Source organism: Kistimonas ophiarachnellae, assembly GCF_057552235.1.
On the sequence record NZ_BAAJPA010000023.1, the window covers coordinates 38,416 to 51,029 of the forward strand.

Genomic DNA, 12,614 nt, shown 5'->3' on the forward strand with positions numbered 1-12,614 from the left:
GCGCTCCCGTCTTCACAAAACCAGAACCTGGCCGGCCAGGCTGACACTCACCTGCCGTGACTCGCCGTCAGAGGTGACTGTGAAGGTTTCGCCGCTGGTGGTGGTGCCGTCAGGCAGGAAGAAGAGAAACTGCGTGGTGGCATTGGTGGTAGACAGTTGCGTGCTGTTGTCAGGCACAAATTGTTTTAAAACCTGGCCGCCGGATAGCACCGCCCAGCCATTGTTCCAGTCGTTGTTGATCTGGGCGACAGATATCAGTGCGTTGCGCTTGATGGCTTCACTGCGGGCATACTGCAGTGAGTGCTGAAGCGAGGTGGAATGCGTGCGCACCCGGTTTTCTGCCATGAAATCCTGAAAACTGGGAATGCCGATGCCCAGCAGGATGCCTGCGATCGCCAGGGTGATCATCAGTTCAACGAGGGTGAAACCTTTATGGTATAGCATGGCGGCATTTTTTATTGTTGTTATGTTGCACTATCGTACAGCTTAATCGGTTTTGGTTTCAGCGTATTGGCTGGAATGCCATCGGCTCCTGGTGCTGAGGGTCAATCGGGGCTGTTGATAAAGGCTGGTAGGCGCAGGTGCATTCTTCAGAGCTTTGGTTTGTGAGCTTACGTTCATAATAAAGAGATGTTTAAGATCAAGATTGTCTGTCTTTATGTAGGGAGCATTCCGGCTCCCCTGTTGTGCACTGGAATCAATCAAGGAACAGCGAGTATTGAGTAGCACTTATATAAAGGCTTTATGTAGAGATATCTCTGCAGCGATTCTCATCAATACCTGCTGTGTCAGTTAAATAGCGTTTCAGGGATGATCTTTCATTTAGCCGGTCGGGCTGGGTTAGTGGGTTTGTTGGGTTGCTGCTGTTACAGGCTCGCTTTCTAATTCCATTGCAGGTGGTTTGCCATCGTAGACAGGGTTGCCCTGGCCCCTGGCCTTGCAATAGGTAGGCATGGTGTCCTGGGAGACATATTTGGCGTCATTGTCCCAGAGATGTGTATTCACGCCGCAATTGGAGCGTAGCTGGTACGTGCAATGCCAGTCTGGTCCGGGAGTGGAAGCCCAGATGGAATGCTCTGAAGCGCCGGGTTGGGAGCAGCAGAGATGATGGGAAGGCCAATCTTTAGCACTGCCACAGTTGGCATTTATAAACGCGGAGGCACCGGAGGACGCTCCGGCTACCAGTAGAGACAAGCCAAACAGTCGGTAAAACTTCATGTTGGAAACCTCTCTGCATCTGCGGTTGAATGATGCAGGGGCAGTATAGATAGGAAATCTGTAGCACGAGTGGCGGCTATTAGGCTGGCAGTATGATAGGTGCGATGCACCCTGATTAACTGTCAATGACGATTACTTTGCTCTCAGCAGTATCAGAATGCTGTTGAAAGGCTCAAGATGACTGGAATGCCGTATTGTCATTGCCTTGAGAGTCCATTAAAGTTCACCGCCAAAATGGGCAGCCTATTGCTGCTGTAACCCACTGCCTGAAACCCGAAACAGCGGGCGTTTTGTTCACGTTGTTCATCGTTCAGCGTTTGTGCAAGAAGTAATCAATTATTGTAAGCAGGATTACTTTCTGGTATAAAGCCCGGTCTTTGAGTACCGGCTCTCGGCTGAACGCATTTGGGCGGGCCGGCTACTGCCTGACCGGGTAGTTCCGGTATGTATGAATAAAGAATCCAGCTTTCGGGTTGGGTAAACGCTTAGAGAGAGGCTCAAATATGTCCAGAGTTTGCCAGGTGACCGGCAAGCGTCCCGCTGTCGGTAACAACGTATCTCACGCTAACAACAAGACTCGTCGTCGTTTCCTGCCGAACCTGCACCATCACCGTTTCTGGGTTGAGTCCGAGAAGCGTTTTGTGAGACTGCGTGTTTCTTCCAAGGGCATGCGCATCATCGACAAGAAGGGCATCGATGCCGTTCTGGCTGAGCTCCGCGCCCGCGGCGAGCGTTTCTAAGGTTCGATAAGAGAGGATTACGACGATGGCTAAGGCTGTTCGCGAGAAAATCAAGCTGGTATCCACTGCTGGTACCGGTTACTTCTACACCACCACCAAGAACAAGCGTAACACCCCGGACAAGTTCGTCTTCAAGAAGTACGATCCCAAAGTCCGCAAGCACGTTGAGTTCAAGGAAGCCAAGATCAAGTAAGATCGGCTTTCCGCAGCCCTGTTATCGGGGACTGTGGTGGACGTGTTAAAGAAACCCGCATTCCGCGGGTTTTTTTATAGCTGTAAGTGACTATTTTCTGAACAATTATAAAGCGCCTACAATGCGCCTTCGCCTGAGTCAGTGAGATGTTATGAGCAAACCGGAACTCCTGTCGCCCGCCGGCACCCTGAGAAACATGCGTTATGCCTTCGCCTACGGCGCGGATGCGGTCTATGCCGGCCAGCCCCGCTACAGCCTGCGGGTAAGGAATAACGACTTCAAGTTGGAAAACCTGGAAAACGGGATCAACGAGGCGCATGCCCGGGGCAAGCAGTTCTACCTGGCGAGTAACATTGCGCCCCATAACTCGAAGGTGAAGACCTATCTGCGGGATATGGAGCCGGTCATTGCCATGAAGCCGGACGCGTTGATTATGTCCGATCCCGGTTTGATCATGATGGTGCGTGACCGTTGGCCTGATATGCCGGTGCATATGTCGGTACAGGCAAACGTCGTTAATTTCGCCACAGTGAAGTTTTGGGCACGTCAGGGCGTCAGCCGGATTATTCTCTCCCGCGAACTGTCGCTGGATGAGATTGCCGAGATCCGTGAAGAATGCCCGGACATGGAGCTGGAAGTGTTTGTGCACGGCTCGCTCTGCATCGCCTATTCCGGTCGTTGCCTGCTGTCCGGCTATATCAACCACCGTGATCCTAACCAGGGCACCTGCACCAATGCCTGCCGCTGGAAATATCAGGCCCATGAGGCCACTGAAACGGCCAGTGGTGATGTCATCGCGACAACCTTTGATCCTTCAGAGGTCGCAAATGAGCCAACGCTGGGTAGCGGCGAACCGACAGACAAGATTTACCTGCTACAGGAAGAAAACCGTCCCGGACAATATATGCCCGCTTATGAAGATGAGCATGGCACCTATATTATGAATTCCCGCGATCTGCGTGCGGTTCAGCATGTCCATCGCCTGCACGGCATGGGGGTTCACTCGCTGAAGATCGAGGGGCGAACCAAGTCCCACTACTATGTGGCGCGTACTGCCCAGGTTTATCGTAAGGCCATTGATGATGCCGCCGCTGGCAAATCATTCGATATGGCGCTCATGGATACACTGGAGAATCTGGCCAGCCGTGGGTATACCGAAGGCTTCTACCGTCGCCATGTCCATGACGAATACCAGAATTACGAACAGGGTGCTTCCAAGGGCAGTCTGCAGCAGTTCGTCGGCGAGATTCTGGATGCCGGCACGGAATTCATCACTGTGGATGTCAAAAACCGGTTTGAGCAGGGCGATACACTGGAGCTGCTGACCCCTTCCGGCAACCATACATTCCGTCTGGATCACATGGAAAACCAGCGTGGCGAGAAAGTCTCTGTGGCACCGGGCTCCGGGCACAAGATTCGTCTGCCGGTGACTGAAGGCATGAAAGTCGATGAGTTCTCACTGCTGGTGAGACACCTGCCCCAGGCTGAAACAGCTGCCTGATCAGGCAAATTGCAGGTAAATAAAAAGGGAGGTATTGCCTCCCTTTTCTTTTTGATGGATGACCGGCTTATGCATTAACCGGTATTCGCATCAGAGCAGCTTAGTCTTCGATCACGCAGTCCAGGCGCTTCTTGCCGGTACGATCCAGGTAAGTCTGGAAGTCTTTCGGCAGACGGCCAGTGGTGGAACCGTGCCAGGTAACGGTGTCGCCGCTGGTGGTTTCATACTGAAAAGTGAACTTCTGAACATTGCGACGCTTTTTGGGCGCTGCTTCTTCGGCAGGGTCCAGGTCGTCCAGAGACAGGCCGCGCTCCGCCAGCAGGCGACGCACTTCATCAATGTTTTCCTGCTTGGCCTGACGCTTGGCTTCATCAGCGGCAACGGCGTCTTTCTTTTCTTCCAGAATGCCTTCCAGGCGGCTGATGATGCGCTCGATATCCTCAATGTGGACATCTTTGAACAGGGCGCGGATACGAGTCTTGCTTGCCAGACGATGCTGAATTTCGTCAAAAATATTCATTTAAATTAACCCCTAGGTTGTATGCGGAACGATTTTAAGTGAATAAAAAGCAATCAGCAATCTTAAAAGTTGATAATGCCCCGTGAAATTAACGGGCGGAACTTAATTATTAACAATATTTGCCTTTATTAATACCCGAAATGCCTTGTTGTTTCCAGAAGAATCCCATTTTGTCTTTCAAGGGGAAAGGAACGCATCATTTGGCTATAAGCACTGGCGCGACAGGAAAATGGGCGCGTCATGGCATGAAAGAGGGTGGTTTGATTCGAGAGAAGCAAGAATCTGAAACGCTGTATCAATAAGAACGGAGTCTGCCAGCAGGTTCCGGCCTAATGGGGTTTTGCACCATCAAAAGGCCGGCTCTTACATCATGCTGTTAATCAGTGCAGCCTTGTCTCTTCCGGTTGTGTTTCTGGCTGTGGTAGCTCCATGCAGGGAATCAGGTCTTTCTGCTGGTACTCACGGATTTCCCCCCAGGCCATCTTTACACGTATCCAGCCATTACTGAGGTATTCCTTGATGTGGCCTTCTTCGTAAGTGATGCGATCCTTGACGCGTGTAACGTTTTCCATTGTGCGCTCCTTCCCTAAGTCATGCACTGCTGATTTCTGCGGTTACAATAGCGAGTCGTCCGGTGCCTGTGATGGCTGTGAGTACTTGACGCAGGCACAAATCCCTGTGATTGCTCAGACTCCCCCTTCCTGATCATGCAGGTTGTATACCACCTGCCTGCAGGAATGGACGGTTGATCCTGTGATTACCGGGGGCTGGCTGCCGTCTGGGCTCACAGATCACCGTCACTGTCAGTGAGTCTGGCCGAACGTTCAGAAACAGTGTAGAAGAAATTCTGTGAAGTTACGTTGACATTCTTGTTGCATTTTTGCGTTGCATTGATTGCTGAAAAACATTCTGGATCACAACCAAAGACAGTCATTAATAATGAACCGCAATGCCTTGCTGGTACTGTGTTAAAGGGGCAAAACTTTACTCCATTTAATCGCTTTGTTTATATAGATGCATGAATCTTGAGGATAAGTTCCAGCGAGGTTGTTCTGTCGAAGTATTGGGAACTGTTGCTCAGCAGGGCAACAACTTGATATGTCCTGTTTCAACAGGATTCTCCGTTCAGGGAAAGCCGTTCCCTTTGAGAAGCATGATTGTCGGATGCAGAATTTGTTTCACCGGAAGTGGTTGAATCTAATCGGCGATGTCATGCGTAATAACAAGAAAACAGGGATCAGGATGTCATGATGATCCTTATTGCCTGGGCCATGGTTTTGACAGGCGATGCAGGAAGCAAATCAGATGATGGAACCGCTGTTGCTATTACTCTCGGATCATCCGCTTGGGGTGTTGGTTTCAATCGTTGTTGCCACCTATATCCTGGAAGATGCCGCGATTGTCGGAGCCGCTATTCTCGCTGCTGAAGGGGTGGTTCCGCCTGTCAGTGCCTTTGTCGCCTTATTTATTGGCATCTTTACCGGGGATTTATGGCTGTATGGTATGGGGGCCTTGACCCGGCGGTATCCGCGATTCCGGCGGTTCGCTGAAAAACCGACGTTGGAGCGAGCACGGAAATGGCTGGCCCGAAATATGATCATGACGGTTTTTGTTGTCAGGCTGATACCGGGCATGCGGTTACCCTGTTATCTGGCCTGTGGTGCCTTTGCCCTGTCACTGCGACGCTTTTTCGGCACCGTGCTGGTGGCATCGCTATTGTGGACAGGTGCGCTGTTCAGTGGTCTGTACCTGCTGGGTAATCAGTTCTGGATGGCATTGGGCGAATGGAAGTGGTTGTTGGTGCCAGGCCTGGTTGTACTGATCTACCTGGGGCAGGGATGGATGAGCCGGTCGCTGGGCCGTTATATGGATATTCAGAATAATGACAGAGAATACGTTAGTTGAGCAGGCGGTATTACCCACGTTTTCAGAGAAGCAAGCCCATGTTGGTATGCCGCCTCTGACATCTACCCGGCGTGCCATTGCGTTCTTTGAGTTCTGGCCCACGCCGTTGGTCTATCTGCCTGTGGCCATTCTGTGGTTGTTCCGGGCTATTCAGCATCGGAGCCTGACACTTCCCCTGTGTGCCAATCCCGGGTTTTACCTGGGGGGAATGGTGGGGGAATCGAAGGCCGCTAATTTCAATCGTGCCGGTGATAAGGCTCGTCAACACATTGCATGTTGGTGTCGTGTCCTGAATGATCAGTCCCAGTCTGAACAGACACTGAAAAGCGCGTTGGAAGCAATCAATGCATCCGATCTTCATTTTCCCTTGATTGCAAAGCCGGATATGGGCTGCCGTGGACAGGGGGTACGTATCGTGCGTGATGCCGTCGAAGTGGCGGCGTACTTACAGGTTTTTCCTGATGGTGGGCAGGTCCTGTTCCAGCAACTGGTGCCTTATGAGGCCGAAGCCGGTATTTTCTATATTCGGATGCCTGGTGAAGAGAAAGGACAGATCTTTTCCATAACCCTGAAATACCAGCCTTATGTCTACGGCAATGGTATTGATACCTTGAGAACTCTAATCCAACAGGATTCCAGGGCCGGGCAGCTCACGCATCTGTATTTCAAGCGCCACGAGGCCTTTCTGGACCAGGTGATTCCCGAAGGGCAGCCATTTAGACTGGCCTTTGCGGGAAGTCATAGCCGGGGCGCTATTTTCAGGGATGGACGCCATTTGATCACCGATACGCTCACGACAGCCTTTGATCAGATTTGTAAGGATATTGATGGGTTCTACTACGGGCGCTTTGATGTGCGCTTTCGCGATACCCGGTCTCTGCAGGAAGGAAAAGATTTCACTATTCTGGAAATAAACGGCGTCAGCAGTGAAGCGGCACATATCTGGGATGCTGATTCTTCCCTGCGTGAGGTTTATAGAACGCTGTTTCATCAGTACAACACGCTGTTTCGTATCGGAGCCATTAACCGGCGCCGGGGCTCAAGACCTGATGGGCTTCTTGAACTCATCAAGGGTTGGCAGAAGGAAAAGCGTCTTGGGCGACATTATCCGGATACCGAATAAAACTCGTCATGGAATGAGGACATAAAAATGCAACGTATCCTGTTTAGTCTTGCTGTGTTGATGCCATTGTTGCTGGGAGGTCCTGCTACTGTTTCGGCAGATACCATCTATACCGGCTACTTCAGTAACAAGGCGGTAGGCGGGTATGACACCGTGGCTTATTTTACCGAGGGGAAGCCTGTCGAAGGCAGCAGCAAATTCAAGCATCGCTGGCAGGGCGCAGACTGGTATTTCAGTAGCGCCGAAAACCTCGAAACCTTCAGGGAACTGCCTGAACGCTATGCACCGCAATACGGTGGACACTGTGCCTGGGCCGTGGCGGCGAGGAACGACCTTTACAAGGGAGACCCGGAGCACTGGAAAGTTGTGGATGGAAAGCTTTATCTTAATTATGACAAGTCAGTGCAGGATCGCTGGTTGAAGGATATTCCCGGGTTCATTACCAAGGGGGATGAAAACTGGCCTGCACTGAACAATAACTAAACGCCAGGGAGGCAACATGTCCCGGAAGATAAAGTGGATTCTGTCCGCATATATTGCATTTATCTTTGTCCAGTCACTGTTCTTCAAGTTTTCGGATGCACCTGAAACCCAGTTTATTTTCGGGACACTGGGGGAATGGTCAGGACTGGACTGGTTTGGACAGTATGGTGCCTACGGTGTAGGGATTGCTGAACTGATTGCCTCGATTCTGTTGTTTACACCCTTGAGGTTATACGGCGCAGCCATGGCATCGTGCATCATGATTGGCGCGATATTTTTTCATCTGTTTACGCCGCTGGGCATCCCTATGCCTGAGTTCAACGAGGCCGGTGAAATCATTGGGGATGATGGCGGGTTGTTGTTTATTAATGCCTGTATCGTTTGTGCCAGTGCTATTGCTGTTACGGTGATGGATCTGATCCAGACCAATCATCCGTTCAGGCATTTGTTTGCAAAGCGCAGTATTTTCCGGGAAGACGATATTCCGGACTGAATAAGAACATAAAAAAGTCAGGAAGACGCCATGCTTGCGATGTCACCATTTCGGCTGCCAATGCCATCACGGCTGAAATTTCTGCAACCGCTGCTGGAGCGGTTGCTCGGTCTCAGCTATCTGGATCGTCTTTACCGGCAGCGGGTACATACGGAAACACCTGGGGATTTTGTCAGGGTCGCATTAAGACTACTTGGGCTTCGCTATACCGTCACCAGCGATATTGTTGACAGCGTGCCTGCAGAGGGGCCGCTGGTGGTGGTCGCCAATCACCCGTTTGGTGGCGCGGAAGGCCTCGCAATCATTGATATGTTGCTGAAAGTCCGGCCGGATACGCGTGTGCTGGCAAACCAGGTCCTGAACGGCATACCGGAGCTGCGGGAACTCTTCATCGGCGTGGATATTCTGGGTGTGCAGAATCGTCGCCAGGCGAACCGTAAAGCCGTTGACCGTGCCCGTGAATGGGTCAGGGGTGGTGGTGTTTTACTGATTTTTCCGGCGGGTGAAGTGGCCAGCTGGAGCTGGAAAAAACGACGGGTGACAGAAGCGTCATGGCGTACAACTGCCGCCAGTATTATCCGGGATACCGGGGCCAACGCACTACCTGTTTATGTTGCCGGAAGTAATAGCCGGTTGTTTCACATACTAGGTGTCGTACATCCTGTACTGAGAACATTGCGACTGATCAGAGAGCTGATTAACAAACGAGACCAGGTGATCCAACTGTCGCCGGGTAAGCTGATCACACCGTCCGACAGACGTCAGCTGGATAATGACAAGGCTCTGACCAACTTTCTACGCCTTAATACCCTCCTGCTACGCGAGCATGCTACAGACTCTGGGTTCGACAATACGTCACCACAGGGTAGAACGTTCCAACCCTTGATTGAGCCAATGCCAAGGGAATTGCTGGTAGAAGATGTCAGCCAGCTGGCACCTGAGCGACGTTTGCTGGCAAAAAATGAGATGGAGATATGGTGCGCGCCGGCTGCCGAGTTGCCCCATGTCCTCCAGGAGATTGGCCGGTTGCGTGAGCTGACGTTCAGGGCTGTCGGAGAGGGAACCGGGTATGAAGTGGATGTTGATCAGTATGATCGTGACTACCTGCATCTGTTTCTATGGCACAAAAGTCGACAGGAAATTGTGGGAGCCTACCGTCTGGGGCTTGTTGACCGTCTTTATGAACAGCAGGGGCTTGAGGGCATTTATTCCCGCAGCCTGTTTCAATACGACAATACATTTCTGAAAAAACTGGGCGGCTGCCTTGAAATGGGGCGGTCTTTTGTACGGCCTGAGTACCAGAAAAGTATTACGGCATTGATGTTCCTGTGGAAAGGCATCGGTGCATTTGTGGTCAGGAACCCCCGTTACCGGATACTGTTTGGTCCGGTCAGTATCAGTAGTGATTACAGCCAGCTTTCACGACAGCTGATGGCCAATTGCCTGCAGGCGAATAATTACGACAAGACACTGGCAGACCTGGTGCGACCCACATCACCGCTGGCCGATGAGCCGACCGCATTGTGGGATCCCGATCATCTGGAAGGATTAAGCCATGTGGAGGGATTGTCGCTACTGATACAAACCATTGAAAAAGATAAAGGTGTTCCCATTCTTATCAAGCATTACCTGAAGCTGCAGGGTGAGTTTGCCGGTTTTAATGTCGACAAGAATTTCAACAATGCACTGGATGGCTTGATTGTTGTTGATCTGAAAAAAGTTGATGATCGTATGCTGGGGAAATACCTGGGCAATGACGGTGTGACGCAGTTTCGGGAACTGCATGGTTATGTGGCGGCATAAACCGCCACATACTGAGTGAGATTAGAGTGTCTGCCGATGACGTAATGTCGCAGGAGCCATGCCCAGCGAGAATTGAACGGGGATATCCAGGTAGTTCAACACTATCGAGATCATTGCGCTGTGGTGAATCGTATGGCTCTGGAGAAACAGCAGTTCACGAATCACTGTCGTGGTGGTAACAATCGGATCATCTGCATCATCATCTGAGGCAAACGCTGTGATGGACATAATATGGCATTCACAGCCTTTCTCCTGTAACCGTTTCAACCGGTGAACGATGCCATCGATACGAGTGATTGCAAGTTCTCGAATGGTTTCCAGTGAAGGATCCCTGGGGCGTTGATCATAGTTGACCTCCCGCTCACCAAGGCTGATAAAAAAACGCTCGTAATGTTCAAGTACATGACGGACATGCTGCCCGATGCTACTGACACTGATATCGGCTCTATAGGTGAACGTATCGTCACCAATCGCCTGAAGCTGATCGCGTAAATCCTTGAGGCACCGAATATTTGCCTCCACAGTCCTTTGCAACGGCATACTGATTTTCCTGTTGGTTCAACTAAGTCGCCTTAGATAGCTTAGTCATTGTTACGTATTTTGAAAGGGGTTGTGAATGGTTACTTGAGGCTATGCGTACACAGCGTGGAAGTCGATGCGTCACAGTGCCGTGAAAAGGAAAAATAAGGACTATGGTCTGAGTCGTATTTGTACGTATGTGTAAGAAAGGTGTAGCCTGTTACGGTAACCAGCAGTAAAGCAAATTCAGGTTTTTGGAACCACAACGACATGTTCCATACAGCGTATTACTACGCCGACTATCGCCAGCCTCAATGGCGTCGTTGAGCGTAACCGTTTAACTGCGTCATTGAGGCGTTTTGATCGACCGAACACGGGTTCGAAGGTCAAATCGCAAGTGGCGCAGTCGATGGAACCAACCCCGCCTGCCTCCTTCCGAGATTCCCCCCCAGAGCCCGAACCTGTTTATCACATCCATTAGGAATCATCTGTTTGCAAGGGGGCAGTATGCGAAACAGACTCATAGGCAGCGCGCTGATTATCGCGGGGACTTCACTTGGCGCCGGAATGATCGCCATGCCTTTGGCGACCGCCGTGATCGGCTTCTGGCCAGCATTAATCTTGATGTTATTGAACTGGGCTCTGGCAACCTATTCTGGTCTGCTGGTGGCGGAAACCTGTCGTGCCTGCCCGGGTACGACCTCCTTGTACGGTGTCGCCGGCCAGCTGCTTGGGCGACCCGGACAACTGGTTGCGTCGCTGGCCACCCTGTTTCTTCCTTATGCGTTGTGCGCCGCCTACATCACCGGAGCGGCAGGGCACCTTAATGGTAGCCTGAACCACTGGTTCAATATTGTTTTACCGGAAGGGGGCGCAGCTATCGGTGTGACAGTCCTGTTTGCCGGGATCATTGTCATCAGTACCAGCAGTGTGGATCTGGTGACACGCGGACTGTTCATGTTGAAGGTGATGATGCTGGTGTTGCTGATAGGTTTGCTGCTGCCGAAGGTCGAAACCTCATACCTGAATACAGTGCCAGTGTCTGATGGTGTAGTCTGGGCGGCACTGCCATTATTTTTTACGTCTTTTGGCTTTCAGGCGACAGTGCCCAGCATTGTTCGCTATCTGGAAGATAAACCGGCCAACATTCGTCCGGCAGTGGTTATCGGCAGCACTTTGCCTCTCATTGTCTACCTGCTCTGGGTCATTAGCACGAATGGCGTGTTGCCCCAGGGGCTTTTGGTTACCATGCAGAATGGACAGGATCCCGTCAGCGCACTGGTGATTGGATTGACCCGGCATGGCGACTCCCTTTGGATTTCAACAGCGGTCAATCTGTTTGCGATTCTTGCACTGGCAACATCGTTTCTGGGTGTCGCGCTTGGTTTATTCGATTACCTTTCCGAGGCATTCCAGCGTAACAGTACATTCGGTGGTCGTCTGCAGACGGCCGTGATCACATTTATACCACCGCTGCTGGTATCACTGTATTTCCCTGATAGCTTTATCACGGCGTTAGGTTTTGCTGCAATTGCGCTGGTAGTTCTTGCGATTGCCCTGCCTGTTGTTATGACATGGAAGTTGGCAGGAAGTCACCGTGAAGGGGGGGATCAGTTTTATGGTGGAAAGTGGGCGCTGGGTTTGATGATGTCTACAGGTGTGCTGATTATCCTGGCACAACTTGCTATAGCCTCAGGGGTGTTGCCCAGTATCGGTTAAATAAAATGCATGAAGGTGATGGACTACCTTCATGCATGCTTATAGCTTTATTCGGCACACTGTAAATTAATAGGCTTCTTTTGGCATTCTTTCTCAGTACATGAAAAAATAGTATGAATGTCGTTTTTATAAACGACATATGACACTAGCATGATTGCTATAAATAGAGTTAGTCGTCAATATCAGATGTCACCATAGGTCTTTTCATTAAAATTATTGCCAACGGGTTTCGTCGCCAATTATTTTTAGGGTAAAGGTTGGTGTCACTCTGATGCTTATTGCTATTATTTGTTTCAGGTTTTGTTGCATTGTTGTAATCCTTCCTTGCTCTGGGTCGGTTTTGGGTTGTATGGGGTCGTGTTGTTTTTAGGGCATATTTTTAATATGTATATTTCTT

Annotated in this window: 14 protein-coding genes; 9 read left to right on the forward strand and 5 right to left on the reverse strand. The window is 50.8% G+C overall.

Annotated elements, in window-relative coordinates:
- Positions 1-12: 12 nt before the first annotated feature.
- Complete coding sequence (locus AC27K1_RS20495) at positions 13-444, reverse strand: GspH/FimT family pseudopilin (protein ID WP_487152654.1); 432 nt, start codon at positions 442-444, stop codon at positions 13-15.
- Positions 445-840: 396 nt separating this feature from the next.
- Entirely contained in the window at positions 841-1,218 is a 378-nt protein-coding gene (locus tag AC27K1_RS20500; protein ID WP_487152655.1) for a hypothetical protein, read from the reverse strand.
- 503 nt (positions 1,219-1,721) lie between these two features.
- On the opposite strand from AC27K1_RS20500, the gene rpmB reads away from it, so the two are divergent.
- The 3 genes from rpmB to trhP all read left to right on the forward strand — a co-directional run bounded on the left by rpmB (position 1,722) and on the right by trhP (position 3,652).
- On the forward strand, positions 1,722-1,958 hold the full coding sequence (gene rpmB / locus AC27K1_RS20505) for a 50S ribosomal protein L28 (protein ID WP_345194542.1): 237 nt from the start codon (positions 1,722-1,724) through the stop codon (positions 1,956-1,958).
- 25 nt (positions 1,959-1,983) lie between these two features.
- Entirely contained in the window at positions 1,984-2,151 is a 168-nt protein-coding gene (gene rpmG, locus AC27K1_RS20510; protein WP_345194541.1) for a 50S ribosomal protein L33, read from the forward strand.
- A 151-nt stretch (positions 2,152-2,302) separates the two neighbouring features.
- The gene (gene trhP, locus AC27K1_RS20515) at positions 2,303-3,652 is read left to right on the forward strand and encodes a prephenate-dependent tRNA uridine(34) hydroxylase TrhP (protein ID WP_487152656.1); all 1,350 of its coding nucleotides are present in this window, start codon (positions 2,303-2,305) and stop codon (positions 3,650-3,652) included.
- Positions 3,653-3,752: 100 nt separating this feature from the next.
- Here the strand turns inward: trhP and AC27K1_RS20520 are convergent, their stop codons facing one another.
- Entirely contained in the window at positions 3,753-4,172 is a 420-nt protein-coding gene (locus AC27K1_RS20520) for an H-NS histone family protein (RefSeq protein ID WP_395176562.1), read from the reverse strand.
- A gap of 380 nt (positions 4,173-4,552) precedes the next feature.
- Positions 4,553-4,744, reverse strand: coding sequence for a hypothetical protein (locus AC27K1_RS20525; RefSeq protein ID WP_487152657.1), 192 nt, complete (start codon positions 4,742-4,744; stop codon positions 4,553-4,555).
- 733 nt (positions 4,745-5,477) lie between these two features.
- Between AC27K1_RS20525 and AC27K1_RS20530 the strand changes: the two genes are divergently transcribed.
- From AC27K1_RS20530 to AC27K1_RS20550, 5 genes are read left to right on the forward strand one after another with little or no spacing between them, the layout of a single operon-like run.
- Positions 5,478-6,077, forward strand: a complete 600-nt coding sequence (locus AC27K1_RS20530) for a DedA family protein (RefSeq protein ID WP_487152658.1) — start codon at positions 5,478-5,480, stop codon at positions 6,075-6,077.
- Positions 6,055-7,200, forward strand: a complete 1,146-nt coding sequence (locus AC27K1_RS20535) for a D-alanine--D-alanine ligase (RefSeq protein WP_487152659.1) — start codon at positions 6,055-6,057, stop codon at positions 7,198-7,200. The genes AC27K1_RS20530 and AC27K1_RS20535 overlap by 23 nt, the downstream gene beginning before the upstream one ends.
- Positions 7,201-7,227: 27 nt before the next feature.
- Positions 7,228-7,683, forward strand: a complete 456-nt coding sequence (locus tag AC27K1_RS20540) for a YHS domain-containing (seleno)protein (protein ID WP_487152660.1) — start codon at positions 7,228-7,230, stop codon at positions 7,681-7,683.
- Between the two features lie 16 nt (positions 7,684-7,699).
- Positions 7,700-8,176 (forward strand): DoxX family protein, encoded by a 477-nt coding sequence (locus AC27K1_RS20545; RefSeq protein WP_487152661.1) that lies wholly within the window; start codon positions 7,700-7,702, stop codon positions 8,174-8,176.
- A 30-nt stretch (positions 8,177-8,206) separates the two neighbouring features.
- On the forward strand, positions 8,207-9,979 hold the full coding sequence (locus AC27K1_RS20550; protein ID WP_487152662.1) for a bifunctional lysophospholipid acyltransferase family protein/GNAT family N-acetyltransferase: 1,773 nt from the start codon (positions 8,207-8,209) through the stop codon (positions 9,977-9,979).
- Between the two features lie 21 nt (positions 9,980-10,000).
- Here AC27K1_RS20550 and AC27K1_RS20555 read toward each other — a convergent pair whose 3' ends face one another.
- Positions 10,001-10,519, reverse strand: a complete 519-nt coding sequence (locus AC27K1_RS20555) for a DinB family protein (RefSeq protein WP_487152663.1) — start codon at positions 10,517-10,519, stop codon at positions 10,001-10,003.
- A gap of 486 nt (positions 10,520-11,005) precedes the next feature.
- Between AC27K1_RS20555 and AC27K1_RS20560 the strand changes: the two genes are divergently transcribed.
- Positions 11,006-12,217: an aromatic amino acid transport family protein gene (locus AC27K1_RS20560; protein ID WP_487152664.1), complete on the forward strand. Its 1,212-nt coding sequence runs from the start codon at positions 11,006-11,008 to the stop codon at positions 12,215-12,217.
- Positions 12,218-12,614: the final 397 nt, after the last annotated feature.

Excerpts from the sequence above, each read along its gene's own strand:
- AC27K1_RS20495 (WP_487152654.1), bottom strand. The coding sequence starts at position 444 with ATGCTATACCATAAAGGTTTCACCCTCGTTGAACTGATGATCACCCTG.
- AC27K1_RS20500 (WP_487152655.1), bottom strand. The coding sequence starts at position 1,218 with ATGAAGTTTTACCGACTGTTTGGCTTGTCTCTACTGGTAGCCGGAGCG.
- rpmB (WP_345194542.1), top strand. The coding sequence starts at position 1,722 with ATGTCCAGAGTTTGCCAGGTGACCGGCAAGCGTCCCGCTGTCGGTAAC.
- rpmG (WP_345194541.1), top strand. The coding sequence starts at position 1,984 with ATGGCTAAGGCTGTTCGCGAGAAAATCAAGCTGGTATCCACTGCTGGT.
- trhP (WP_487152656.1), top strand. The coding sequence starts at position 2,303 with ATGAGCAAACCGGAACTCCTGTCGCCCGCCGGCACCCTGAGAAACATG.
- AC27K1_RS20520 (WP_395176562.1), bottom strand. The coding sequence starts at position 4,172 with ATGAATATTTTTGACGAAATTCAGCATCGTCTGGCAAGCAAGACTCGT.
- AC27K1_RS20525 (WP_487152657.1), bottom strand. The coding sequence starts at position 4,744 with ATGGAAAACGTTACACGCGTCAAGGATCGCATCACTTACGAAGAAGGC.
- AC27K1_RS20530 (WP_487152658.1), top strand. The coding sequence starts at position 5,478 with ATGATGGAACCGCTGTTGCTATTACTCTCGGATCATCCGCTTGGGGTG.
- AC27K1_RS20535 (WP_487152659.1), top strand. The coding sequence starts at position 6,055 with ATGACAGAGAATACGTTAGTTGAGCAGGCGGTATTACCCACGTTTTCA.
- AC27K1_RS20540 (WP_487152660.1), top strand. The coding sequence starts at position 7,228 with ATGCAACGTATCCTGTTTAGTCTTGCTGTGTTGATGCCATTGTTGCTG.
- AC27K1_RS20545 (WP_487152661.1), top strand. The coding sequence starts at position 7,700 with ATGTCCCGGAAGATAAAGTGGATTCTGTCCGCATATATTGCATTTATC.
- AC27K1_RS20550 (WP_487152662.1), top strand. The coding sequence starts at position 8,207 with ATGCTTGCGATGTCACCATTTCGGCTGCCAATGCCATCACGGCTGAAA.
- AC27K1_RS20555 (WP_487152663.1), bottom strand. The coding sequence starts at position 10,519 with ATGCCGTTGCAAAGGACTGTGGAGGCAAATATTCGGTGCCTCAAGGAT.
- AC27K1_RS20560 (WP_487152664.1), top strand. The coding sequence starts at position 11,006 with ATGCGAAACAGACTCATAGGCAGCGCGCTGATTATCGCGGGGACTTCA.